The 23,348-nt window shown below is 72.4% G+C and carries 25 protein-coding genes; 12 read left to right on the top strand and 13 right to left on the bottom strand.

Annotated features, from left to right (window positions below):
* The first annotated feature begins 41 nt into the window (after positions 1 to 41).
* Entirely contained in the window at positions 42 to 1,046 is a 1,005-nt protein-coding gene (locus ACQP0U_RS32200) for an EamA family transporter (RefSeq protein WP_433314490.1), read from the top strand.
* 10 nt (positions 1,047 to 1,056) lie between these two features.
* Positions 1,057 to 1,710, top strand: a complete 654-nt coding sequence (locus ACQP0U_RS32195; RefSeq protein ID WP_433314487.1) for a prepilin peptidase — start codon at positions 1,057 to 1,059, stop codon at positions 1,708 to 1,710.
* Between the two features lie 81 nt (positions 1,711 to 1,791).
* On the opposite strand, the gene ACQP0U_RS32190 is transcribed toward ACQP0U_RS32195, so the two are convergent.
* From ACQP0U_RS32190 to ACQP0U_RS32170, 5 genes are all read right to left on the bottom strand, one after another.
* Positions 1,792 to 4,971 (bottom strand): UvrD-helicase domain-containing protein, encoded by a 3,180-nt coding sequence (locus ACQP0U_RS32190; RefSeq protein WP_433314484.1) that lies wholly within the window; start codon positions 4,969 to 4,971, stop codon positions 1,792 to 1,794.
* Positions 4,972 to 5,032: 61 nt separating this feature from the next.
* Positions 5,033 to 6,277, bottom strand: a complete 1,245-nt coding sequence (locus tag ACQP0U_RS32185) for a metallophosphoesterase (RefSeq protein ID WP_433314481.1) — start codon at positions 6,275 to 6,277, stop codon at positions 5,033 to 5,035.
* Positions 6,278 to 6,292: 15 nt separating this feature from the next.
* A complete protein-coding gene (locus ACQP0U_RS32180; RefSeq protein ID WP_433314478.1) occupies positions 6,293 to 6,547 on the bottom strand; it encodes a MoaD/ThiS family protein in 255 nt (84 codons plus the stop codon).
* Positions 6,548 to 6,549: 2 nt separating this feature from the next.
* A complete protein-coding gene (gene moaA / locus ACQP0U_RS32175; RefSeq protein WP_433314476.1) occupies positions 6,550 to 7,563 on the bottom strand; it encodes a GTP 3',8-cyclase MoaA in 1,014 nt (337 codons plus the stop codon).
* On the bottom strand, positions 7,560 to 8,474 hold the full coding sequence (locus ACQP0U_RS32170; protein WP_433314473.1) for a fructosamine kinase family protein: 915 nt from the start codon (positions 8,472 to 8,474) through the stop codon (positions 7,560 to 7,562). The genes moaA and ACQP0U_RS32170 overlap by 4 nt, the downstream gene beginning before the upstream one ends.
* 173 nt (positions 8,475 to 8,647) lie before the next feature.
* On the opposite strand from ACQP0U_RS32170, the gene ACQP0U_RS32165 reads away from it, so the two are divergent.
* The 3 genes from ACQP0U_RS32165 (at position 8,648) to ACQP0U_RS32155 (ending at position 10,399) form a co-directional block, all read left to right on the top strand.
* Positions 8,648 to 9,691 (top strand): DUF4192 domain-containing protein, encoded by a 1,044-nt coding sequence (locus tag ACQP0U_RS32165; RefSeq protein ID WP_433314471.1) that lies wholly within the window; start codon positions 8,648 to 8,650, stop codon positions 9,689 to 9,691.
* 67 nt (positions 9,692 to 9,758) lie between these two features.
* On the top strand, positions 9,759 to 10,004 hold the full coding sequence (locus ACQP0U_RS32160) for a hypothetical protein (protein ID WP_433314469.1): 246 nt from the start codon (positions 9,759 to 9,761) through the stop codon (positions 10,002 to 10,004).
* On the top strand, positions 10,001 to 10,399 hold the full coding sequence (locus ACQP0U_RS32155) for a hypothetical protein (protein WP_433314466.1): 399 nt from the start codon (positions 10,001 to 10,003) through the stop codon (positions 10,397 to 10,399). The genes ACQP0U_RS32160 and ACQP0U_RS32155 overlap by 4 nt, the downstream gene beginning before the upstream one ends.
* 67 nt (positions 10,400 to 10,466) lie before the next feature.
* On the opposite strand, the gene ACQP0U_RS32150 is transcribed toward ACQP0U_RS32155, so the two are convergent.
* Positions 10,467 to 11,090 (bottom strand): TetR/AcrR family transcriptional regulator, encoded by a 624-nt coding sequence (locus ACQP0U_RS32150; RefSeq protein ID WP_433314463.1) that lies wholly within the window; start codon positions 11,088 to 11,090, stop codon positions 10,467 to 10,469.
* 49 nt (positions 11,091 to 11,139) lie between these two features.
* Between ACQP0U_RS32150 and ACQP0U_RS32145 the strand changes: the two genes are divergently transcribed.
* Both ACQP0U_RS32145 and ACQP0U_RS32140 read left to right on the top strand, forming a co-directional pair.
* Positions 11,140 to 12,090 (top strand): NADP-dependent oxidoreductase, encoded by a 951-nt coding sequence (locus ACQP0U_RS32145; protein ID WP_433314460.1) that lies wholly within the window; start codon positions 11,140 to 11,142, stop codon positions 12,088 to 12,090.
* A gap of 197 nt (positions 12,091 to 12,287) precedes the next feature.
* Positions 12,288 to 13,004 carry a GAP family protein gene (locus ACQP0U_RS32140; RefSeq protein WP_433314457.1) on the top strand — a complete coding sequence of 239 codons (717 nt, stop codon included), beginning with the start codon at positions 12,288 to 12,290 and terminating at the stop codon, positions 13,002 to 13,004.
* Positions 13,005 to 13,017: 13 nt separating this feature from the next.
* Here the strand turns inward: ACQP0U_RS32140 and fdhD are convergent, their stop codons facing one another.
* Positions 13,018 to 13,884: a formate dehydrogenase accessory sulfurtransferase FdhD gene (fdhD, locus tag ACQP0U_RS32135; RefSeq protein WP_433314454.1), complete on the bottom strand. Its 867-nt coding sequence runs from the start codon at positions 13,882 to 13,884 to the stop codon at positions 13,018 to 13,020.
* Between the two features lie 168 nt (positions 13,885 to 14,052).
* Between fdhD and mobA the strand changes: the two genes are divergently transcribed.
* The 3 genes from mobA (at position 14,053) to ACQP0U_RS32120 (ending at position 16,241) form a co-directional block, all read left to right on the top strand.
* A complete protein-coding gene (gene mobA / locus ACQP0U_RS32130) occupies positions 14,053 to 14,790 on the top strand; it encodes a molybdenum cofactor guanylyltransferase (RefSeq protein WP_433314452.1) in 738 nt (245 codons plus the stop codon).
* Positions 14,787 to 15,053, top strand: coding sequence for a DUF6457 domain-containing protein (locus ACQP0U_RS32125; protein WP_433314449.1), 267 nt, complete (start codon positions 14,787 to 14,789; stop codon positions 15,051 to 15,053). Before mobA ends, ACQP0U_RS32125 begins: the two co-directional genes overlap by 4 nt.
* An 81-nt stretch (positions 15,054 to 15,134) precedes the next feature.
* Complete coding sequence (locus ACQP0U_RS32120; protein ID WP_433314447.1) at positions 15,135 to 16,241, top strand: T3SS (YopN, CesT) and YbjN peptide-binding chaperone 1; 1,107 nt, start codon at positions 15,135 to 15,137, stop codon at positions 16,239 to 16,241.
* Positions 16,242 to 16,247: 6 nt separating this feature from the next.
* Here ACQP0U_RS32120 and ACQP0U_RS32115 read toward each other — a convergent pair whose 3' ends face one another.
* Positions 16,248 to 17,204 (bottom strand): zinc-binding dehydrogenase, encoded by a 957-nt coding sequence (locus ACQP0U_RS32115; RefSeq protein WP_433314444.1) that lies wholly within the window; start codon positions 17,202 to 17,204, stop codon positions 16,248 to 16,250.
* 72 nt (positions 17,205 to 17,276) lie between these two features.
* Positions 17,277 to 17,741: an Lrp/AsnC family transcriptional regulator gene (locus ACQP0U_RS32110; protein WP_433314442.1), complete on the bottom strand. Its 465-nt coding sequence runs from the start codon at positions 17,739 to 17,741 to the stop codon at positions 17,277 to 17,279.
* Between the two features lie 107 nt (positions 17,742 to 17,848).
* Between ACQP0U_RS32110 and ddaH the strand changes: the two genes are divergently transcribed.
* Entirely contained in the window at positions 17,849 to 18,634 is a 786-nt protein-coding gene (gene ddaH, locus ACQP0U_RS32105; RefSeq protein WP_433314439.1) for a dimethylargininase, read from the top strand.
* A gap of 63 nt (positions 18,635 to 18,697) precedes the next feature.
* On the opposite strand, the gene ACQP0U_RS32100 is transcribed toward ddaH, so the two are convergent.
* Positions 18,698 to 19,885, bottom strand: a complete 1,188-nt coding sequence (locus tag ACQP0U_RS32100; protein ID WP_433314437.1) for an ABC transporter substrate-binding protein — start codon at positions 19,883 to 19,885, stop codon at positions 18,698 to 18,700.
* An 81-nt stretch (positions 19,886 to 19,966) separates the two neighbouring features.
* Positions 19,967 to 20,764, bottom strand: coding sequence for an alpha/beta hydrolase family protein (locus ACQP0U_RS32095; protein ID WP_433314434.1), 798 nt, complete (start codon positions 20,762 to 20,764; stop codon positions 19,967 to 19,969).
* 85 nt (positions 20,765 to 20,849) lie between these two features.
* On the opposite strand from ACQP0U_RS32095, the gene ACQP0U_RS32090 reads away from it, so the two are divergent.
* Entirely contained in the window at positions 20,850 to 21,452 is a 603-nt protein-coding gene (locus ACQP0U_RS32090; RefSeq protein WP_433314431.1) for a bacterial proteasome activator family protein, read from the top strand.
* Positions 21,453 to 21,454: 2 nt separating this feature from the next.
* Here ACQP0U_RS32090 and ACQP0U_RS32085 read toward each other — a convergent pair whose 3' ends face one another.
* Positions 21,455 to 22,267: an HAD family hydrolase gene (locus ACQP0U_RS32085; RefSeq protein ID WP_433314428.1), complete on the bottom strand. Its 813-nt coding sequence runs from the start codon at positions 22,265 to 22,267 to the stop codon at positions 21,455 to 21,457.
* Positions 22,267 to 23,088 carry an HAD family hydrolase gene (locus ACQP0U_RS32080; RefSeq protein WP_433314425.1) on the bottom strand — a complete coding sequence of 274 codons (822 nt, stop codon included), beginning with the start codon at positions 23,086 to 23,088 and terminating at the stop codon, positions 22,267 to 22,269. The genes ACQP0U_RS32085 and ACQP0U_RS32080 overlap by 1 nt, the downstream gene beginning before the upstream one ends.
* Between the last annotated feature and the right edge of the window lie 260 nt (positions 23,089 to 23,348).

The following is a 23,348-nucleotide window of genomic DNA, read 5'->3' as shown; positions in this document are numbered from 1 at the left end:
GCGCGACGCGGACTCCGAGGTCACCGTAGCGTGGTCCACTGATGAGCTCACCTCCACCGAGTGCCACGACCCTCGCCGACCGTCGCGCCAGCACCACGCCGACACTGATCTGGACCGCGTTGATCGTGGTCTACCTGCTCTGGGGATCGACCTATCTGGCCATCCGGATCGCCGTGGAGACGCTGCCTCCGCTGCTGTCGGCCGCCCTCCGGTTCGCCGTTGCCGGCCTGATCCTGGCGGCGGTACTGCGCCTGCGTCGAGGCCCCGGCGCGCTGCGGGTGGACCGACGGCAACTCGGCTCAGCCGCGTTGGTCGGGGTGCTCCTGCTCGCCGGTGGCAACGGCCTGGTGGTGCTCGCCGAATCCGGGCCGCCTGGCGTGGCGGTGCCGTCCGGGATCGCCGCGCTGCTGGTGGCCACTGTGCCGCTGCTGGTGGTGCTGTTGCGCTCGGCCACCGGGGACCGGCCGCCGATCTGGACGTTCGCCGGGGTCACCCTGGGCTTCGTCGGCCTCGTCCTGCTGGTACTGCCGGGCGGTGGTTCGGCCGCGGTGCCGCTGCTCGGGGCGTTGACAGTGGTGGCGGCGGCCGCCTCCTGGTCGGTCGGGTCGTTCCTGTCCGGACGGATCCGGATGCCCGCCGACCCCTTCGTGGCCACGGTGTACGAGATGGTGGCCGGCGCGCTGGTGCTGGCCGTCGTCGCCGCCGGCCGAGGTGAACTGGCCGACTTCCACCCGGCAGCGGTCAGCACCCGGTCCTGGTTGGCGCTGGGCTACCTCATGGTGGCCGGCTCGCTGGTGGCCTTCACCGCGTACGTCTGGCTGCTGCACAACGCGCCGATTTCGCTCGTGTCGACGTACGCCTACGTGAACCCGGCGGTCGCGGTGGCGCTCGGCGCGCTGCTGGTGGCCGAGCCGATCACCCCGCAGGTGCTGCTGGGTGGTGCCGTCATCGTCGCCGGGGTCGCCCTCGTGGTGACCACCGAACGGCCACGTCGGGCGGGCACGGGATCACGATCGGGGCCTCCGCTGGAGCGCGACCGCCAGTAACGTCCGGCAGATGTCGGCCGCCGCGCTGGTGTCGATCGCGCTGCTCGGTGCGCTGGTCGGCCTCGTCGTACCCCCGGTGTCGCGGCGCTTCGCCACGGCGGACGCCCGGCCATGGGCGTTTCCGGAGCCGCAGCCGGTCCGGTGGCCCTGGGCCGACCCGATGGTGGCGGTCACCGTCTTTGTCGGCCTTGCCGTCGCCGTGGGTGACAACCCGGCGCTGCCGGTCTTTCTCGGGGTCGCGGCGGTCGGTCTGGTGTTGGCGCGGGTCGACCTGGCCTGCCTGCGGCTGCCCGATCCGTTGGTCCTCGTCGCCGGGCTCCTGGCCCTCGGCGGTCTGACCGCCGCAGCGCTGCTGTCCGGCACTCCCGGGAGGCTGCTCGGCGCCCTGGGCGGTGCGACGGCCGCTGTCGCGGCGCACGTGCTGCTGGCCCTGCTGCCCGGCTCACGACTGGGTTTCGGGGACGTGAAACTCGCCGCCGTCCTCGGCCTGCCGCTCGGCTGGTTGGGGCGGGACGCGCTGCTGACGGGGTTGTTCCTGGCGCACGTGCTGCACGGCGGTCTGGTCCTCGGTCTGCTCGCCGCTCGGCGGGTGCACCGGAACACCCTGCTGCCCCTCGGCCCAGCCCTGCTGCTGGGCGCCTGGCTCGCCATCCTCCTCAACTGACCAGCCCCCGGCACGCCCCGCGCGCCGGTAAGCGAGCGGCGAGGCGGGGAGCGCGGCGCGGGGCGCGAGGGTGTCGGGGGGTCAGATCAGGCGGAGTTGGCGGTCCTTGGGGCGGCGGGGTTCGGCTTCGCCGAAGCGTTCGAAGAGGCCGGGGTCGATGGTGCCGAGGAACGGCGAGGGGGAGCAGTCCCGCTCGGTGCCGTGGCGGGTGCGGCGGGCGGCGTGACTGACGTACAACCGGTCCTGGGCCCGGGTCAGGCCGACGAAGAAGAGCCGGCGCTCCTCGGCGACGGCGTCCTCGTCGGGCGTCGAGCCCGGCCAGCGCAGCGGCAGCAGCCCGTCCTCGACGCCGACCAGGAAGACCACCGGGAATTCCAGGCCCTTCGCGGCGTGCAGGGTGAGCAGCGTGACCGCCTCGGCGCGCGGGTCGAGCGCATCCACCTCCGCGCCGGTGGCCAACTGCGACAGGAAGGACTCCAGGTCGTCGCCGCAGCGTCGGGCCAGTGGGGTCAGCAGGTCCACGGCCGAGCGGACGTCCTCGGGACGGACCACGCTCGCCGCGCCGTCCAGGGTGGGCACGGCGAACCGCTCCGCGACCACCTGACCGGCGAGCCGCACCCGGGCGGCCAACGAGCCGGCCAGACCGTCGGCGTGCCGTAGCTCGCGGGCGATGGCGGCCACCCCGGGCCGGTCCCGCAGCCGGTCGTGGGACCGCTTCTGTACGGGGATGTTGGCCCGGGTCAGGGCGTCCACGATCGGGGCGGCCTGCGCGTCGGTGCGGTACAGCACGGCGATGTCGGAGAACGACAGCGAGGTGGACCGGCCGTCGATGCGGCCCGAGTCCAGCGAGCGGTGCGACAGCCCGCCGACCAGGTCGTCGACGGTGCGCACCACGAAGTCGGCCTCCTCGGCCACGGACGCCGCCGGGTAGCGCCCGACCAGTGGGGCCTCCGGGTCGAGCCGCGCCGGGTCCAGCCGTCGACCCCGCACCAGCGAGGACGGTGCGATGGCCTGCACGGCGGCGGCCAGGATCGGGGCCGACGAGCGGTAGTTGCGGTTGAGCCGGACCAGTCGGGCGTCGGTGAAGTCCTCGGAGAAACGCAGGAAGTAGCCGACGTCGGCACCCCGGAACGAGTAGATCGCCTGGTCCGGGTCGCCGATCGCGCAGAGGTTGCCGTCGGCGGGGCTGAGCAGCCGCAGCAACTCGTACTGCACCTCGTCGACGTCCTGGTACTCGTCCACGAAGATCCACCGCCAGCGGTCCCGGTACCGCTCGACCAGCTTCCGGTCGGCCCGCAGCAACTCGACCGGCAGGGTCACCAGCTCGTCCAGGTCGACCAGGTCCTGCTTGCGCAGCAGCGACGTGTAGGCGGCGCTGTCGTCGCCGGCCTCGGTGCGGGCCGCCGCCCGCTCGGCGTCGTCGGCGATCCGGAAGTTGGCCGGGAGGCCCGCCGCGTCGGCGTTCTCCCGCAGGACGGTCAACCCCAACGCGTGGAACGTACCCACCGTGACGTCCTCGGCGACCGGGCCGAGCAGGCCGTCGAGGCGGTGCCGCAGCTCCTCGGCGGCCCGGCGGGTGAACGTGATCGCGAGGCAGTGCTCGGGGAAGACGTTCAGCTCCGCGCAGAGGTACGCGATCCGGTGGGTGAGCGTCCTCGTCTTGCCGGTGCCCGGACCGGCCACGATGAGCAGCGGGCCGCCGGGTGCGGAGGCGGCCACCCGCTGCATGGCGTCCAGTCGGTCCAGCAGGCCGGTGCCGACCTCCTCCATGCCGGAGAGCATCGGCTCGAACGGCTCGTGCGGAGACGGCGGCGACGCGATCGGCGGTGCGGGCGCCGGGACCGGCTTCCGCTTCGGCTCCGCCTTCGCCGCCGCCGGGCGCTTGGCCGGGACCCGGGGCGCCGGCTCCGGGGGCCGTCGCTGCGCCGGCACGGGTACGTCGAACAGCGTCTCCTGCGCACCCAGCTCGGCCGGGTCGAAGAGCGTGATCACGCCGTACTCGCCGTCGTAACCGGGCACCCGGCGGACGTCGCCGCGCCGCAGCCGCCCGATGCCCTCCGCGAGCAGCTCACCACCGGCCTGCGCGATCTCGGCAAGCGGCGTCGTGGTCAGGATCTCCAGCTCGGGGCCGAGCGCGGCCAGCAGCTCGTTGAACCGCCCCTCGACCTTCTTCGACCGGGCACCCACCTTGTTGATCTCGCCGAGGATCTCGGCCAGCGGCACCAGGTGGGTGACGTCCCGGGCGTGCGCCGGCCGGTGCCCGTCCGGGCGGTCGGCCAGCTCCTCGATCCGACTGAGGACACCGACGGTGAGGGGTTTACCGCACTCGGGGCAGCGTCCGCCGGCGGCCCGGGTGCGCTCCGGAGACCAGTTGACCCCACACAGCCGGTGCCCGTCCGCGTGGTACTTGCCCTCCTCCGGGAAGAACTCGATCGTGCCGGCCAGGCCGTCACCGGTACGCAGCGCCTCCCGAACGGCGAAGTAGTCCCGTTCGGCGGTCAGTACTGTCGCCTCCCGGCCGAGCGCCGGCGGCGAGTGCGCGTCCGAGTTGGACACCAGTTGGTAGCCGTCCAGGCTGCCGACCCGCCAGTTCATCGCGGGGTCGGAGGAGAGGCCGGTCTCCACGGCGAAGATGTGCTCGGCCAGATCTGCGTAGCAGTCCGCGATCGCGTCGAAGCCGGACTTCGAGCCCAGCGCGGAGAACCAGGGCGTCCAGATGTGCGCCGGCACCAGGTAGCCGTCCGGGCTGGCCTCCAGGGTGATCTCCAGCAGGTCGCGGGAGTCCAGTCCGAGGATCGGCCGGCCGTCGGAGCCGAGGTTGCCGATCCGGCCGAGCGCCGTGTTGAACCGGGCCACCGCGTCCAGATCCGGTAGGTAGATCAGGTGGTGCACCTTGCGGGTCCGGTCGTCCCGCTTGTAGATGGTGGAGATCTCCACGCTCAGCATGAAGCGGACCGGGTCCGCCTCCGCCGTCTGCGCGAGCCGGGGTGGCAGCCGGCGGGCGATGTCCCGTTCCGCCTCCGGGTCGAGCCGGTAGAGCCCCGGCTCGGCCGGACGCAGCGTGTCCCGCAGGTGGTCGTACCAGGCGGGATGGGTGAAGTCGCCGGTGCCGAGCAGACCGATGCCCTTACGCCGGGCCCACCACGCGAGGTTCGGCAGGGTGAGGTCACGGCTGCACGCGCGCGAGTACTTCGAGTGGATGTGCAGGTCCGCGACGAATGGCGGTAGGCCACCGGGGGGTACGGCGCTGAACGGGGGCACGCCGCATCCTGTCACGCCCGCCGCGCCGGCCACCCGCCGCCACGCGCGTACGTGACCTCCGCTATGCCGAGCGCAACTCGACCAGGCTGATCTGTGGCTCCGCGCCGACCCGGACCGGAGGCCCCCAGAAACCGGCGCCGTTGGTCACGTAGACCTTGGTGCCGTCGACCTCGCCGAGCCCACTGACCACCGGCTGCTCCAGCCTGACGGCCAGGTTGAACGGCACCATCTGCCCACCGTGGGTGTGCCCGGACAGTTGCAGGTCGACGCCGTACCGGGCCGCCTCCTTGGCCGCCAGCGGCTGGTGCGCGAGCAGGACCACGGGACGGCTCGGGTCGCGGTCACCGAGCGCGGCGGCGAAGTCGGGCCCGGCGGCGAGGCCGGTGCCTGCCCCGGTGAGGTCGTTCACGCCGGCCAGGTCGAGCACACCGCCACGGGCCTGGATCTCCTGCCGCCGGTTCTGCAGCACCCGCAGACCGAGCCGGTCGACCTCCTGGACCCACTCCTCCACACCGGAGTAGTACTCGTGGTTGCCGGTGACGAAGAAGCTGCCGTAGCGGGAGCGCAGGTCGCGCAGAGGTGCGGCGGCCGAGCCGAGCTCGGCCACGGAGCCGTCGACCAGGTCACCGACGACCGCGACGATGTCCGCGTCGAGCCTGTTGATCGCGGCGACGATCCGCTCGGTGTGTGCCCGGCCGCGCAGCGGGCCGAGGTGGATGTCGGACACGGTGGCGATGCGCAGGCCGTCCATGCTGCGGGGGAGTTTGGCGAGCGGAATCCGCACCCGGTCGAGGTGGGGCGGGCCGAGCGCCGTGCGGATGCCGTACCCCGTGACGCCGGTGGCGGTGAGGCCGGCGAAGATGGCCGCCCCACGGGCGAGCAGCAACCGACGGGACGGGTCGTGGTCCGGTGCTGCGGCGGCGCCGGCGGCCGGTGGCTCGGTCGGCCCGGCGGCACCGACGAGCACCGGCTCGGGCGCGGCGGTGGTCGGCTCCGCGGCAACCACCCGGCGGCGCAGCACCAGCCGGGCGACGAGCATCGGAACTTCAAGCACGACCAGCACGACGAGCAGGTAGAACATCAGCGCGAGCCACAGGTAGCCCGGCCAGGCGAGCCAGTAGAGCCCGGCCTGTGTTCCGGCGAGGGTGACCGGCACGAGCAGGGCCAGCACCAGGGCGGCGATCCCGCCGACGCGTCGCCAGCGGCCCGGCGTGGTGGTGTCCCGGACGAGCCGCTTCCACAGGTAGAGGTGGATGAGACCGGTGACCAGCGCCAGGACAGTCACGAACCCCAGAACCGCGATCATGTGTGTGCGCCTTCCTCAGCCGCCCGCGAACGGGGGCAGGACATCGATCGTGGCCCCGGCCGGTAGGGGTGCCTGACGATCATGACAGGTGACCCCGTTCACGAGGAAACTCGCCACCCGCAGGACCGCGGCGAGCCGGTCGCCGTGGCGCTGGGTCAGCTCGGCCGTGAGGTCGTCGAGTGACCGCCCTGCGGGGAGGGGCTCCTCGGCGCGGCCGGCGGCGGCGCGGGCGCCCGCGAAGTAGCGGACGGTCAGCGGTACCCCCTCCACGCTCAACCCCCGATCGCGGACATCGGCCGGGTCGGCTGGAGGAAGGTGGGGTCGTCGATGCCGTGCCCGGCGCGCTTGCCCCACATCGCGGTACGCCAGCGCCGGGCCACCTCGTCGTCGTCCGCGCCGTTGCGCAGCGCGGCGCGCAGATCAGACTCCTCGGTGGCGAAGAGGCAGGCGCGGACCTGGCCGTCGGCGGTCAGCCGGGTGCGGTCGCAGTCCCCGCAGAAGGGGCGGGTGACGCTGGCGATCACGCCGACCCGGGCGGGGCCTCCGTCGACCAGCCAGGTCTCCGCCGGTGCCGCGCCACGCTCGGCCGGGTCGGGGCTGAGATCGAACACGGTACGCAGGGAGGCCAGGATCTCCTCGGCGGTGACCATGGTGTCTCGGGCCCAACCGTGCTGGGCGTCCAGCGGCATCTGCTCGATGATCCGCAGCTGGTAGTCGTGATCGAGGGCGAAACGGAGCAGGGCCGGGGCCTCGTCCTCGTTGACACCACGCATCAGCACCGAATTGATCTTCACGGGGCTGAGCCCGGCGGCCGCCGCCCCGGCGAGCCCGGCCAGCACCGCGTCGAGGCGGGGGCGACGGGTCAGCTTGGTGAACCGGTCCGGGTCCAGGGTGTCCAGTGAGACGTTCACCCGATCCAGACCGGCCGTCCGCAACGCCGGGGCCAGCCGGTCCAGGCCGATGCCGTTGGTGGTCAGCGAGACCCGGGGGCGAGGATCGAGGGCGGCGACCGCCGACACGATGTCGACAAGCCCGGGGCGGATCAGCGGCTCACCACCCGTGAACCGCACCTCGGTCACGCCGAGCAACTCGACAGCCACCCGGACCAGCCGGACGATCTCCTCGTCGGTCAGCAGCTCGGGGCCGGCCAGCCAGGGCAGCCCTTCCGCCGGCATGCAGTAGGTGCAGCGCAGGTTGCACTTGTCGGTGAGGGACACGCGCAGGTCCCGTGCGACGCGGCCGTACCGGTCGACGAGGACGCCGTCGGTCCCCGGGGCGACGCTCACCTGTCGACCGTAGCGCGCTCGGCCCGGCTCAGGACGGCACGGGCGGTCTGGACGACCACATCGCGGAAGCTGGCACCGAAGAGCGCGGTGTGCACGAGCAGCAGATGCAGCTGATGCAGTGGCACGCGGTCACGCCAGCCGTCCGGTAGCGGCCAGCTCTCCTCGTAGGCGGCCAGCACCCGATCCAGGTGGGGGATGCCGCCGAAGAGGGAGAGCTGGGCGAGATCCGTTTCCCGGTGCCCGCCGTGCGCCGCCGGGTCGACGAGCCAGGCCCGGTCGTCGGCCCCCCACAGCACGTTGCCCGGCCACAGGTCGCCGTGGATGCGCGAGGGCGGCTCGTCGCCGCCGAGCCCGTCGAGGCGGTCGATCACCTGCTCCACCAGAGCGGCATCGGCGCCGGTCAGCGCGCCACTGTCGACCGAGCGTCGCAGGTAGGGGCCGAGGCGCCGCTCGGCGAACCACGTCGACCAGCGCCCGCCGGTGAGGGTGTTGTCCTGTGGAAGCGAGCCGATGTAGCCGGGCCAGGTCGCGCCGAACGCGGGCGCGCCCGCCCGGTGCAGCCCGGCCAACTCGCGGCCGAACCGCTCCGCGGCCTCCGGCGTCGGTTCGCCGGGCTCCACCCAGTCGAGCGCCAGCAGCTCCGGCAGCACCACGATCACCTCGGGTACGCCGACCGCGCCGGCCTCCCGCAGCCAGCGCAAGCCGGCGGCCTCGGCGGCGAAGAAGCCCTCCGGCACCGGTCGGTCGGCGCCCTCCGGCCAGGACTTGGCGAAGACGGAGTGCCCGTCGTCGAGGGTGAGCCGGGCGGCGGCGCAGATGTTCCCGCCGGCGACCGGCGTCTCCCGGAGCCGCTGATGGGTCCGGAAGGTCGGGAGGTGTGCCGGATGCGCGCGCAGGTACGCCAGGTCCATCAGCGCACGGTAACCGCTCCTTGCGACAGCCAGGTGTCGCCCGACGACATCGGCGCTCTCTCCGCAGTAGTAGGTGTGGCGTGAACAGGGAGAACACGTTCAGTAACTGTGGATAAGCCGCGTGTCATCCACAGGGGTGGCAGGGCCCGGTACCCCCGCCGCAGGCTTCCGACATGGCCTCGACCGAACGCCCTCAGCTCGCCGTCCGCTCACCCGCCGACCTGATCGCCGCTGTGCCGTACCTGCTCGGGTTTCATCCCACCGACAGCGTGGTCGCCGTGGCGCTGGTCGGCCGGCAGATCGTCTTCGCCGCCCGTGCGGACCTGCCCGACCCGACCGAGCCGGGCGGGCTGGCCGGGCACCTGGCTGGTGTGATCCGCCGGCAGGGCGCGGAGGCCGCCACCGTTGTGGGTTACGGGCAACCGGAGCGGGTCACTCCGGCCGTGGACGCGGTCCGCGACGCGCTGAACGACTTCGGGCTGCACGTGCTCGACGCGCTGCGGGTGACCGACGGCCGCTGGTGGTCCTATCTCTGCACCGCGCCCGACTGCTGCCCGCCCGAGGGTCGCCGCTACGACCCGACCGTCAACCGGGTGACCGCCTCGGCGGTCTTCGCCGGCCAGGTCGCACTCCCCGACCGGGCCGCCCTGGTGGCGCAGGTGGCACCGGTGGACGGCCCGGCCCGCGACGCGACCCGCGCGGCCACCGCCCGCGCCGAGCTGAGGCTGGCCGAGCTGATCGAGCAGGCACCCGAGAGTGACAGGCTCGGTGCTCGGACGCTGCGGGCCGCCGGGGTGGCGGCGGTCCGCGAGGCCCAGCGCCGGCAGCGGCGTGGTGAGCGGCTCGACGACGACGAGGCGGCCTGGTTGAGCCTGCTGATGACCCACCTGCCGGTCCGCGATCACGCGTGGGAACGCACCGACGGTCGGGACCGGGACATCGCCCTCTGGACCGACGTGCTGCGCCGGGCCGAGCCGGAGATGGCCGCCGCTCCCGGTGCGCTGCTGGCGTTCGCCGCCTGGCGCGCCGGACAGGGCGCGTTGGCGGCGGTCGCGCTCGAACGCACGCTCAGCCTGCACCCCGACTACTCACTCGCCATGCTGCTGGACGACCTGCTCCGGCGCGGTGTGCCCCCGGCCGAGCTGGACGGCTGGCCGTCGGTCGGGATGCCCGGGGTCGTCCGGCCCCGCAAACGGAGCCGACGTGGCCACCGCTGACCGGCCCCGCGATCCGCGCGGTAATACCGTTGGTGCTACCGGAATTGATAGGCTGGAGGATGTGACCGTGAAGCGCTCTGTGAGCCTCCCCGACGACGTCGCGGAGTGGCTCGACCAGCAGCCCAACGTCTCGGCCGCCATCACCGCGGCGGTACGGGTCCAGATGGCCCGCGTGCACCTCGACGAGGTGCTGCGGCGGGCCGGCATCGAGGTGACCGAGGCGGGCAGGGCGCGGTGGCGGGAGCGGCTGGCGACGCCCATTCCGGCGGACGCGCTGGCCGAGGGGCGTCGGATGTTGGGACGCGCCGGGTGAGCGATCAGATCGCTGTCGTGTTCGACGCGTCGGCGCTGACGGCCTACATCGAGGGCAACGTCTCGGTCGGGGAGTTGATGCTGGAGGTCGCCGACGAGGGTCGGCAGGTGGCCGTCCCCGCGACCTGCGTGGCTGTCGCCTTCGCGAGCGTGGCCGACGAGATCGATGCCGCGCTCCTGGCCCTGATGATGACTGCTCCAATGATCCGCCTGCTGCCGCTCGACGCCGAGGACGTGCGGGACACCGGCAAGCTGGCCCGCGCCGTGGACGGCGACATCTCGTTCGGCCATGCCGCCCGTGCGGCACTCACCCACGAGGCGCACTACGCGACAGTGCGACCCAAGGCGGCGGCGAAGGTGCTCCCCGCCAGGTGGAGCATCCTCGACCTGGCCTGAGGTGTGCCAGGGCGGCCCGTTACCCCCGTCGTCGTCTGACGCCGACACCGTGGCCGTCGAGTGTTGATCAGGGTGCCGAGAGCGGTAGGCGTACGGCTGGTGGCAGTGGTTCCCGCATTGGGCTTGTCTGGAACGACTGGATCATGAATGCCGCGAACCGACGGGCGGCTGCCAGGCGTCTGGCGGTTGACTCGGCTCGTATGCCTTCGTTGGCCATCAGTGCCAGGACCAGGTCCTCCAGTACGAAGTCGTCCCGAAGTTGTCCTGTCGCTCGCGCGCGGTCGACGAGTTCGGCCAGCATGCGCAGTGTTCGGGTGCGATCCGCGGTGAAGCCGGCTTCCTGGGGGAGCTGACTGATGAAGGCGCGGGCGAAGCCTCGATCGTGGGCGTGTGTCGCCATGAGCTTCTCCACCACCAGGCGGAAGCCCAGCCAGGCATCGGGCTGCGCGAGGCCCTCCTCGACGATCGCCGAGCACACGGTCATCTGTTCGGCGAATGCCTCGGCGAGCAGCGCGTCCTTGGTGGGGAAGTGCCGGTAGATCGTGGCGGCGCCCACCTGCGCCCGCCGTGCGATCTCCCGGATCGGCACGTCGAGGCCGTTGGTCGCGAACGCCAGGCGAGCGACGGCCAGGATGCGTTCCCGGTTGTCGCGCGCATCCGACCGCTGGGCTTGTCTCACTTCGACCGTCACCGGTCTCAGTTTAGCTAACCGGACGGGGTGCTCCGTTACGGTTCGGCCCATGAGAGCTGTCGTATTCGCCGAGTTCGGGCCGCCCAGCGTTGTGCACGTCGCCGAGGTCGTGGCCCCCCACGCCGGGCCGGGTGAGGTCCGTATCGCCGTCCGGGCGTCCGGGGTCTCGACGGGGGAGGTGCTGATTCGTTCCGGCAAGCTGGCCGACTTGGTGCCCGTGACGTTCCCGTGGCGGACCGGCTTCGACGCGGCCGGGGTCGTCGACGAGGTTGGTGACGGCGTTACCGGCGTCACCGTCGGCGACGAGGTGTTCGGCATGGCCCCGTCGGCCACCCGTGGCGCCAACGCCGACCACGTGGTGCTGAGCGCGTGGGCCGGTAAGCCCGCCGCGTGGAGTTGGGAGGAGGCGGGTGGCGCCGCCGGCAGCGTCGAGACGGCCACCCGCGTTCTCGATCGGCTCGGGGTCGAAGCGGGGCACACAGTGCTGGTGAACGGCGCGGCTGGCGCGTCCGGCAGCGTCGCCGTTCAGGTCGCCGCCGCCCGTGGCGCAGCGGTCATTGGCACGGCGAGTGCGCGCAATCACGACTTCCTGCGTTCGCTCGGCACGGTGCCGACGACGTACGGGCCCGGGTTGCCCGACCGGGTCCGCAGGCTGGCGCCGGGCGGGGTGGACGCGGTGTTCGACTGCGCCGGAGGAGCACTCCCCGATCTGATCACCATCGCCGGGGACGCGGCACGCGTGGTGACGATCGCCGACTTCGCCGCCGCCGCCCACGGCGTCCACCTGTCGCACGGCGCACCTGCGGATCGGACGGGCAGGGCAGTGGGGTCCGGTGCCGATGTGCTCGCGGTACACGGCCTCGACATCGCGGTGCGCCTTGCCGAATCCGGTCGGCTGCACATTCCCGTCGCGGCCACGTTCCCGCTGACCGAGGCCGCGGCCGCGCACGAGTTGAGCGAGGCGCGCCACGCACCCGGAAGGATCGTGCTGGTCAACTGACGCTGTCGCCCGTCGCCGGCCGAGTCACCTACTGACGGCCGTCCTTCTCCAGCGCCCGGCCGCCATCGCCCCGGGACGGGCTCCTCCGGCGACGCCCTCCGTCGAAGGATGTACGCGTTGCTCCTGTCCACGGCCGACGCGACAGGGTCACCACCGCCGGAGAATGATCTCGTGGCTGTTCTCCGTGTTGGTACGACATGACCCCTGAGTTGCTGCTGTCGCTGGCCGGGTTGGCGTTGATCGACAGCACAAGCATCGGCACCCTCTTCATCCCGGTCTGGCTGCTGCTCGCCCCCGGGCCGGTCAACGTCCGGCGGATCCTGGGCTACCTCGCCACCATCGCGGCGTTCTACCTCGCGGTGGGACTGCTGCTGGTCTGGGGTGGCAGCGCGATCGGCGACGCGCTGGGTGGCGCCCTGGACAACCGGGCCGTCCTCTGGGCGCAACTCGTCCTGGGCGTGGGGATGCTGGCGCTCAGCTTCCGCTACGACGGTAAGCGGCGCCCACGTACCGGTGGTGTGTTGCGCTGGCGGGACCGGGCCACCGCCGGGGATTCCTCGGCCCGCTGGTTGGTCGGGCTCGCGCTGCTCGCGGCGCTCGCCGAGGTGGCGACCATGCTCCCGTACCTCGGCGCGGTGGGTCTGTTGGCCACCTCGGGGGTGGGAGCGGCGGGCGTGGTGGGGCTGCTCGCCGGGTACTGCCTGGTCATGGTGCTGCCGGCGGTGCTGTTGCTGGGTGCCAGGGTGGCCCGCCCGCGACTGGTCGAGCCGGTGCTGGCCCGCCTGAACGCCTGGATCGTCACGAAGGCGGGCAGCGCGTTGGGCTGGATCCTCGGCATCGCCGGTTTCCTGATCGCCCGCGACGCCGCCGCACGGCTGGCCCTCTTCGATCTGATCGACCGGATCGGTCGCTGACCGGCCGCTCGGGTCAGGCTGGCTGCTCCACCGTGATCCGCTGCGGCCCGGTGTAGACGTTCATGGTCCGCCCACGCAGGAAGCCGACAAGTGTCATCCCCGCCTCGTCGGCCAGTTCGGCGGCGAGGGTGCTCGGTGCGGACACCGCGGCCAGCAGCGGCACCCCCGCCATCCACGCCTTCTGGGTCAGCTCGAAGCTGGCCCGTCCGGAGACCAGCAGTAGATGCCCGGCGAGCGGCAGCCGGCGTTCCCGCACGGCCCAGCCGATCACCTTGTCCACGGCGTTGTGCCGGCCCACGTCCTCCCGGAGCACCACCAGCTCACCGTCGGGGGTGAACAGCCCCGCCGCGTGCAGCCCGCCGGTCCGATCGAAGCCGCGCTGGGCAGCGCGCAACCGGTCGGGCAGTTCGGCGAGCAGCGTGGCCGGCACGCTGAGCGGATCCGCCGCGACCGGGAAGAGCGACCGGGTGCGTACCGCGTCGATGCTGGCCTTGCCGCAGACCCCGCAGGAGCTGGTCGTGTAGAAGTTCCGGGACGGGTCGGTGGCCGGTTCCGGTACGCCGGGGGCGAGCACCACGTCCACCACGTTGTACGTGTTCGGCGTCTCCGCGCCGGCGCAGAGCTGCGCGGTCAGCACGTCGTCGGTCGACCGGATCAGCCCCTCCGTCAGCAGGAAACCGATGGCCAGGTCCAGGTCGTCGCCGGGGGTACGCATGGTGACGGCGAGCGGTCGACGTCTGCCGGGACCGGCCGCGCCGACCCGGATCTCCAGTGGTTCCTCCACCGCGAGCGTGTCCGGGCGGCGGACCGACAGGCGCCCGGCGGTCGCCGCGTCCAGGTCGATCCGGAGTACGCCCCGTCGATCAGTTGCCCGTCCCATCCCGCCATCCTCCACCCCACGCCGGGCCGCCCGCACGGCCACCGGCGACCGGCCATCCCACCCTCGCGCGTTGATCATGAAGTTGTCCGTGCGTGTCGTCGGCGTGTCGAGCGATAACTCCATGATCACCGGAGTGGGAGGCCGGGCCGGCACGGCTACGGTGGCCGGGTGGGGACGTACGCCGCAGTGGTGCTCGCGGGTGGGGCCGCCCGACGGATGGGCGGGGTCGACAAGCCCGCGCTTCCGGTCGCCGGCCGGCCGATGCGTGACCGGGTGCTGGCAGCCGTCCCCGATGCGACGACGCGGGTGCTGGTCGGCGCGGCCGACGCCGTGCCGGCGGGTGTGCGGGTCGTCCGGGAGAACCCGCCCGGTGGGGGCCCGGTCGCCGCGGCGGCGGCCGGCCTGGCGGTGCTGGACCCCGACACCACGGTGGTCGCGCTGCTCGCCGCCGATTTGCCGCTGCTCACCCGGGCCGCGATCGCAGACCTGCTGACCCACCTCGACCGGGAGACCCCCGACACCGAATCGCCGGCCGGCGGCTCCGCTCCGGCGCCGGCAGCTCAGAGCGGCCTCGCTCCGGAGCCGCCGGGGCCCACCGGCCGCGCGCAGGCACCGCCGGTGCGCAGCGGCCTCGGCAGTAGCGAGCGGCGACCCGACGGGGCGTGCTTCGTGGACGGGGACGGCCGGCGGCAGTCGCTCTGCGGTGTCTGGCGGGTCGCGGCGCTGCGGGCGGCTCTCGACCGGCTGACGGCCGAGCGGGGCGGCAGTCTGTCCGGAGCCCCGGTCCGGGCGCTGCTGGCCGGTCTCGTCGTGCGGGAGGTGGCCTGGTCCGGCGAGGGCCCGCCGCCGTGGTTCGACTGCGACACTGACGAGGACGTACGCCGGGCGGAGGAGTGGGCGCGATGACGGTGATGGACGACTGGGTCACGGCGGTGTGCGCCGAGTTGAATCTGGACCCGGCCGGGGTGCCGGTGCCGGCGGTGCTGGATCTGGCCCGGGACGTCGCCCACCAGGTGCTGCGTCCGGGTGCGCCGGTCACTGCGTACCTCTTCGGGTTGGCGGTTGGTCGGGGCGCGGATCCGGCGGACGCTGCGGCCCGGCTCAGCGCGTTGGCGGGCACCTGGCCGGTCGAGCTGGGCGACGACCCCGCGGACCCCACGGCCCCCTGACGGCCGCTGTCCGATCCCGGTCCGGGCTGATTCGACCTACCGGCGGCGTGGGTAGGGTGATCGTGACGGACGGAGGCGATCATGACGGCTGACCACCCCTCGGCGCCGCACGGTGAGCTGCCCGGCGCTTCTACTGAGCCGGCGGAATCGATCCTGCTCGACGAGCCCAGCACCACCGACCTGCGGGCGAAGGTGACCGAGGCGTGGCGGGAGTTCGCCCGCGCGCTCGCCGTACGGCTGCGGGAACTTCCCGTCGGCGCGCACCTCGATGTGACCCTGGACCCCACCGCCTCCGGCACCGGGGACGCCGTCTATTCGATAAGCGTCGACGTGGACGCGGACCGGGTGTTGTCCGCCCGCGCGGTCGGGAACGCCGCCCTTCCGGCGGGCTACCGACTGGACCGGGGCGCGGTGGCGGACATGGTGGCGCTCGGTTGGTCCCCGCCCGGGGTGGTCGCCGGCTCCGGCGGTTCCTTCGGGCTGAACGCCACGACGGCCGAGTCGACCCAGGTCGCCACGCTGCTCTCCCGCACGCTGCGGGACGTCTATGGTGCTCCGCACCCGGCCTTCCTCGTCTACCTGGTGCACGACGCCGAGGGCGAACCGCTGGCAGTGGACCCGCTGGGCACGGCGCGCAGCGAGTTCGGTCCGGACGCCGACGTCGAGGCGGACCTGGAGGAGGCGTTGGCCGAGGCGGCCGCCGCCCAGGTCGAGCGCGACGACGTGCTCGACCTGGCCGACCGGGTCCGTACCGTGGTCTCCACGATGTTGAAGTCGGACACCGACCAGTTGCAGATCGACTCGGACGGCGACATCACCATCCGCGCCGGCTCGGCGATGGTCTTCGTGCGGGTACGGGACAACCCGCCCCTGGTGGACGTCTTCTCCCCGGTGCTCACCGAGGTGGAGCCGACCGAGCGGCTCTACGTGAAGCTCTCCGAACTGACGAACCGGATGCCGATCGGCCGCCTCTACTGCGCCGACGACACGGTCTGGGCGTCCATCCCGGTGTTCGGCCGCAACTTCCAGGCGACCCATCTGATGCTGGCGGTGCAGGTGATGACCGGTCTCGCCGACGAGTTGGACGACCGTCTGCACGGCGAGTTCGGCGGTAAGCGGTTCTTCGGTGAGGGTGACAAGCCGCTCCGACGCGACGAGTCGGAGCACCGCACCGGCATGTATCTCTGAGCCCGATCAGGCCACGTCCAGCAGGGTCTTGCCGACCGTCGCGCGCGCCTCGATGGCGGCGTGCGCGTCGGCGGCGCGTTCCAGCGGGAAACGCTGGCCGATGAGCGGTCGCAGGCGGCCGGCCGCCGCGTCCGCCAGGGCTTGTTCGGTGTACGCCCGCAGCCGCGCGGGTGGCACGTCCGGCCGGACCACTGTGACCTGCCGTGCCGTGGCGGCCTCCACGGATACCGGGGACCACTCCCCGCTCGCCAACCCGAAGCTGACCATCCGGCCGCCCGGGGGGAGCAGGTCGAAGGCGGCCAGGGCGACCGAACCACCGACCCCGTCGAGTACCACGTCGACCCCACCCACCGCCGCTCGGACCTGCTCGGCCCACTCGGGCAGGAGGTAGTCGACGGCCAGTTCGGCACCCAGGCCGGGTAGCAGGTCCACCTTGCGTCGCCCACCGGCCACGCCGATCACCCGGGCCCCGGCCCGGACCGCGAGTTGCACCAACAGGCTGCCGACGCCACCTGCTGCGGCTTCCACCAGCACCCGCTCACCCGGGCGGACACCGACCGCCTCGATCAGCATGGTGGCGGTCCGCCCGTCGGCCAGCAGCGCCACCGCGTCGTCCAGCGCCAACCCGACCGGCACCGCGATCGACGCCGACGCGTCCACTGCCGCGCGTTCGGCGTAACCGCCGGAACCGCCGGTGGCGCTGACCACCCGCTGCCCGGTCAGCGCCGGGTCGACGTCCGACCCGACCGCCGTGATCACCCCGCCGACACCGTTGCCGGGGATCAGCGGTGGGGTGAGGCGGAACGGGCCGGGCCGACCGGCGCGCAGTTGCGTCTCGATGAAGGTGATGTTCGCGTGGGCGACGTCGATCAGCACCTGGCCGGGGCCGGGCGTCGGGTCGGGCGCGGTGCCGGGCACCAGCACGTCAGGCCCGCCGAACTCACGTAACCAGATCGCCCGCATGACATCCCCCTCGGCCTGGCTGGGCTGCCTCGCCCACTCCGGGTCAGTCCATCTCCTCAACCCGGGTTGAGGTCAAGAGGCGCGGGTGGACGGGCCGACGCCGGGGGACTCGACCAGCCGCGAGAGCACGATGGTGCTGCGGGTGGAGGTCACGAAGGACTCGGCACGCAGCCGCTCCAGCGCTGCCTCCAGGTGGGCGATGTCGGCGGCGCGCAGGTGCACGAGCGCGTCCGCCTCCCCGGAGACGGTGTACGCGCCGACCACCTCGGGGTGTCGGCGGGCGGCGACGCCGATCTGCGCCGGGGTGGTCCGGCCGGCGCAGAACAGCTCGACGAAGGCCTCCGTGGTCCAGCCGACGGCGGCCGGATCAACGACAGCCGTGAATCCCCTGATGACGCCGGTGGCGCGTAGTCGGTCGACGCGACGTTTGACCGCTGGGGCGGAGAGTGACACCCGAGCGCCGATGTCGGCGTAGGACGCGCGGGCGTCCGCGACGAGTAACGCAATGATCCGCTGGTCTACCGCGTCTATCTGCAACGTTCCGCCTCTGGGAAGCAACGCTTGTGGCTGTTTTCAAAGTTCCACGGTACCTACTCTTGGTGACCGTGAACCAGCAGCGTTTCCCGCGAAAGCGGACATATCTCATGTGCTCGCCGGAGTACTTCGCGGTCGAGTACGCGATCAACCCGTGGATGGACGTGACCACCCCGGTCGACCGGGACCTGGCCGTCAAGCAGTGGGACCGGCTGCGCGAGACGCTTGTCGGCCTCGGCCACGAGGTGCACCTGCTCACCCCCGAGCAGGGCCTGCCCGACATGGTCTACGCCGCCAACGGCGGCTTCGTGGTGGACGGCAGCGTCTACGGCGCCCGGTTCAAGCACGAGCAGCGGGCCGCCGAGGCCGCCGCCCACCACGCCTTCTACGAGGCGCAGGGCTGGCGGTTCATCGCACCCGGCGAGACGAACGAGGGTGAGGGCGACTTCGCGTACGTGCCGGAGGCGCACGGTGGCCTCATCCTGGCCGGGCACGGCTTCCGCACCGAGCTCCCGGCGCACGCGGAGGCGCAGGAGGCGCTGGGCCGTCCGGTGGTGTCGCTGCGCCTGATCGACCCCCGCTTCTACCACCTGGACGTGGCGCTCGCGGCCCTCGACGACGCGAACGTCGTCTACTTCCCGGGCGCGTTCTCGGCGGCCAGCCAGCGGGTGCTCACCCAACTCTTCCCGGACGCGGTGATCGCCGACGACGAGGACGCGATGGCCTTCGGGCTCAACCTGGTCAGCGACGGCGCGAACGTGGTGCTCAACAGCGAGGCCACCCGCCTGGCGGGCAAGCTCAAGGCGGCGGGGTACACCCCCGTCCCCGTCGAGCTGGCCGAGCTGAAGAAGGGCGGCGGCAGCGTGAAGTGCTGCATCGCCGAGCTGCGGCACTGACAGGCGAACGTCTCGGGGCCGGCCTCCCACTGGGAGACCGGCCCCGAATCGTGCTCCGGGCGTTCAGCCCAGCGTGGCCAGCTCGTTGATCAGCACGTTCGACATGACCTGACCGTCGCGCTGCACCTCGCGCAGGTACCACTTCTGCTGCGGGGTACGCGGCTGGTTGAACTGCCAGATGCCGCGCGGGCTGTCGATCTGGCCGATCTTGCCCAGGGCCAGGTTGACCTGCTGCGGCGTGGGCTTCCCACCGGCCAGTTGGATGGCCTGGTCGAGCACCTGCGCCGCGTCGTACGACGCCATCGCGTACGTGGTGGGGGTGACCTGGTACTTCTTGCGGTACGCCGAGGCGAAGACCCGGTTCGACGTGTTGTTCAGGTCGGCCGAGTAGTTCAGCGCGGTCTGGATGCCCAGCGCGTTGTCCTTCAGGTTCTCCAGCACGTTGCCCTCGGTGAGGAAGCCGGGCGCGTAGATCGGCCCGGCGAACTTCTCGCGCAGCTGCTTGATGAACTCCACCGCGGCCGCCCCGGCGAAGAAGCAGAAGACCGCAGTGGGCTTCTTGGCCAGCGCCTTGGTGATGTCCGACGCGTACGTCGTCTTGCCGGGGTTGGAGGTGGCGTTGGTGTACGTCTCCTCGTCGCGAATCCGGGGGTCGCTCGCGCCGAACTCCTGCCGGAAGCCGCGGACCACGTCCGAGCTGCCGACGTTCTCCGGCATGATGATCGCGACGCGGCCGTTCGCCGGCAGTTGGTCGCGCAGGTAGCGGCCCAGCGCCCGGCCGGCCTCGTCGAGCACGTACGAGGTCCGCCAGATGTAGAAGACGCTCTGCAGGCTGCTCGGTGAGGCGTTGGAGCCGATCAGCGGGACCCGGGCCTGCTCCACGGTGTCCCGGATGCCGATCATCACCGCCGAGTTGACCACGCCGGTGAGCGCCAGCACGCCCTGCTTGAGCAGGCCCTCGACGGCGGCCTTGCCCGTCTTCGCGGTGTCGCCCTCGTCGGCGGTCAGCAGCTCCACCGGGTGGCCGCCCAACCGCTGGTCGTGCAGGTCCAGGAAGAGCTGGAAGCCATTGGTGATGTCGTCGCCGATGCTCTTGAAACCACCGGCCTGCGGCGTGATCAAACCGATCTTCACCGGGCTGCGGTCGGCGGTCGGTTCGGCGTCACTGTCGGAGCCGCACGCGGCGACGAACCCGGTGGTACCGAGCGCGGCCAACAGTTGGAGCGCCCGCCTGCGATTCATCTGTGACACCGAGTTCCTTCCACGGAAGCGTTGCAGGGCCGAACACCGCCCCTCCGGCGTTCTACCTGGTCCGCGACGCTGCGTCAATGGCTAGTGATCATCGTGCAGGGACCGCAACACAGCAAGGACCTGAGGCCAGGCGACGGACTCCGGGTCGATCAGCCCGAAATGCTCGCATCCAGGCAGTTCAACAAGGGAAATATCGGAACCTGCGGCACGAGCCTCCGCGACGAAATCACGGCTCATCTCCGCCGGCACCTGATGATCGTCCGAGCCATGGACAACTACCGTGCGTGTCCGTATCGGTACCAACATCCGTGGATCCGCAGCCGCGTACCGGTCCGGGACCTGCGTTGGGCCGCCGCCGAGCAGCGCGGCGACCGCGCCCGAGTCCAGATCTCGCCGGTACGCCTCGCCCAGGTCGGCGACGGGGGCCAGGGCGAGCACCCCGCTCACCGTCGCCGGGGCGGTGGCCGCCACGTACAGCGCCAGATGGCCACCGGCGGAGTGGCCGACCAGGATCGGCGGGGCCGGGCTCACCCGGCCGGGCAGCGCCTCGGCCGCCAGCGCGGGCAGCTCGGCCACCCCGGTCAGTACGTCGGTCAGGGTGCCGGGCCAACCACCTCCCGGCTGCCCGGTGCGGCGGTATTCCAGCTGCGCCACCGGGTGGCCCGCGGCGGCGAGGGCGGCGGCCAACGGGCCGGTGTGCCGCCGGTCGTACTCGGCCCGCCAGAACCCGCCGTGCAGGACGACGACCAGCGGCCGTGCCGGCCCGGTTCCCGCCGGGAGGCGCAGATCGGCTACCTGATCCGGGTCGTCCCCGTACGCCACGGTCCGGTCGGGCTCCGGTGCGGGCCGGGTCAGCACGGCGCGCGGGTCGACAGGCATGGCGCCGACGGTAGCGCGCCCCGCCCGGGTGGTTCGGCCCCGGGAGTCGGTCCCGGGCGGCATGGCTCGCGCCCGCTGGGTAAAGATGGACCCCATGACCGAAGCGCGCTCCGCTGGACAGAACGACGAGCCCGGCCCCGACGACTCCGGCCACCCCGGCACCGTTGTGGTGGTCGGCCCGGACGGCCGGCCGATCGGCACGATGCAGACCGACGATGGCCAGGGTGAGGACCCGACCCGCCTGGTCGAACAGCCGGCCAAGGTGATGCGGATCGGCAGCATGATCAAGCAGTTGCTGGAGGAGGTGAAGGCCGCACCCCTCGACGACGCCAGCCGCAACCGGATGCGGGAGATCCACGAGCGGTCGATCGTCGAGCTCAAGGAGGGGCTCGCCCCCGAGCTGCGCGACGAGCTGGAGCGCATCTCGCTGCCCTTCGCCGAGGACAAGGCCCCCAGCGAGGGCGAGCTGCGGATCGCGCACGCCCAGCTCGTCGGCTGGCTGGAGGGCCTGTTCCACGGCATCCAGGCGGCCCTGGTGGCCCAGCAGATGGCCGCCCGGGTGCAGCTGGAGCAGATGCGCGGCGGCCGGCAGGCGCTGCCCAGCGGTCCCGGCGGGGTCGTCCCCGGGATGCCGGGCATCGGCCAGCCGGGCGGCGGCGAGGGTCACAACACCGGTCAGTACCTCTGACCTCAGTCCACCCCGAAGATCTTCTCCAGGTACGCCGCCACGCCGTCCTCGGTGTTCGCCGTCGTCACGTCGTCGGCGACCGCCAGGACGGCGCGGTGCGCGTTGGCCACCGCCACGCCACGCCCGGCCCAGGTCAGCATCGGTACGTCGTTGGGCATGTCGCCGAAGGCCAGCACGTCCGCCGCGGCCACCCCGAGTTGATCGCAGTACCAGGCCAGCCCTGCCGCCTTGGTCACCCCGGCCGCGGAGATCTCCACAAGCCCCGAGGACGACGAGTGCGTGGCCTCGGCCAACCCCGCCACCGCCGTGGCGATCAGCTCGGCGAAGGCGTCCGGGTCCTGCTCGCCGGCTCGGGCGAGGAGCTTCACCGCCGGAACCGAGAGCAGCTCCTCAGGCGTCGCGATCGGCCTGATGCCGTTGGCGTCGGCATCCCAGCGCAGCGGGTAGTGCGCCTCGTGCCGCATTTCCCGGCTGTCCAGGATCTCCACGGCGAAGCTGATCCCGGGCACCTCGGCCCGTAGCCTCCGGGCCACCTCGGCCAGGTGGTGCGGTGCGAGCGGGTCGGCCCGCACCACCTCGTCCTCGAACGGGTCGTAGACCACTGCGCCGTTGGCGCAGACCGCCGGCAGCGGCCGGGCGAGCTGGTCGTACACCATCTTGAGCCAGCGGACCGGACGGCCGGTGACCAGGACGACGGGCGTGCCTCGCGCGGAGATCCGCGCGAGCAGGTCGGCGGTGCGTGGGCTGACGGTGTGGTCGTCGCGGATCAGCGTGCCGTCGATGTCGGTGGCGATGAGGCGGGGCGTGTCTCCCATTACCGGGACAGTAGCCGGTCCAGATACACCGCCACCCCGTCGTCGTCGTTGCGCAAGGTCACCTCGTCGGCGACCGCACGCAGATCGGGGTGCGCGTTGGCCACCGCCACCCGCGACCAGCCGGCCCACTCGAACATCGGCAGGTCGTTGGGCATGTCACCGAAGACCAGCACGTCGGCCGGGTCGACCCCGAGGGTCTGCGCCACCACGGTCAGCCCGGTCGCCTTGTCCACGCCGGGCGGGCAGATCTCGATGAAGCCGAGCCCGGCCTGGGTGAGCGTGGCGACCTGCGGCGGGACGATCCGGCGGGCCACCGCCAGCAGCTCGTCCACGTGGTGGTCGGCGGTCCGGGCAAAGGCCTTGATCACGTCGCAGGCGAGGCACTCGTCGCGAGTGCGGGCCTCGAAGCGGTCCTGGTAGGGCCAGCTCTCGTGGTAGTCGCCCCACAGCGGGGCGTCGTGCTCGTCGGACGCCTCGACCATCACGGTCAGCGGGCCGACAGCCGCCTCCAGGTCGGCGAGCAGCCGGGCCAGCACCTCGGCGGGCAGCCGCTCGTCGCGGAGCACCACCGGGCCGCTCGGGTCGCTCTGGTCGACCACCCGCCCACCGCCGGCCATCACCAGGAAGTCGGCGGCGCGGATGTCGTTGCGGGTCAACTCGGTCAACCGAGGGCCGCGTCCGGTCGCGCCGACCACCGGAATTCCGGCGGCGCGCACCCGGTCGAGCACCCCATGGGTGTACGCGGAGACTGTGTCATCGCTGCGGACCAGCGTCCCGTCGAGGTCGGTCGCGATCAACTTGGGCAGTCCGGGGCGGGTCATCGTTCCTCCTTCGCCCGCCGCCGTCGCACCTGCCACTGCCAAGGAAACCGAGGCCCGGCGTGACGGCGGGCAGCAACCGTACCTCGCGGAACGGGTCGCATCCATGGCTTCCAGGCGAATCGGACGCCAACCCCGGGCACCCGTGAGATGTCCCCGGCTCCCCGCGCGCCTCCCCCGCGATCTTGCACTTTCGGTCGCGGTTCTGCGTGTTATGCACCGTTTGTCGGGACAGCAACTGCAAGATCGCCGAAGTGGGGCTA

The sequence above is a fragment of the Micromonospora sp. CA-269861 genome (assembly GCF_050948505.1).
In the GTDB taxonomy this organism is placed as follows: domain Bacteria; phylum Actinomycetota; class Actinomycetes; order Mycobacteriales; family Micromonosporaceae; genus Micromonospora.
This window is presented reverse-complemented; position numbering and strand designations above follow the sequence as displayed.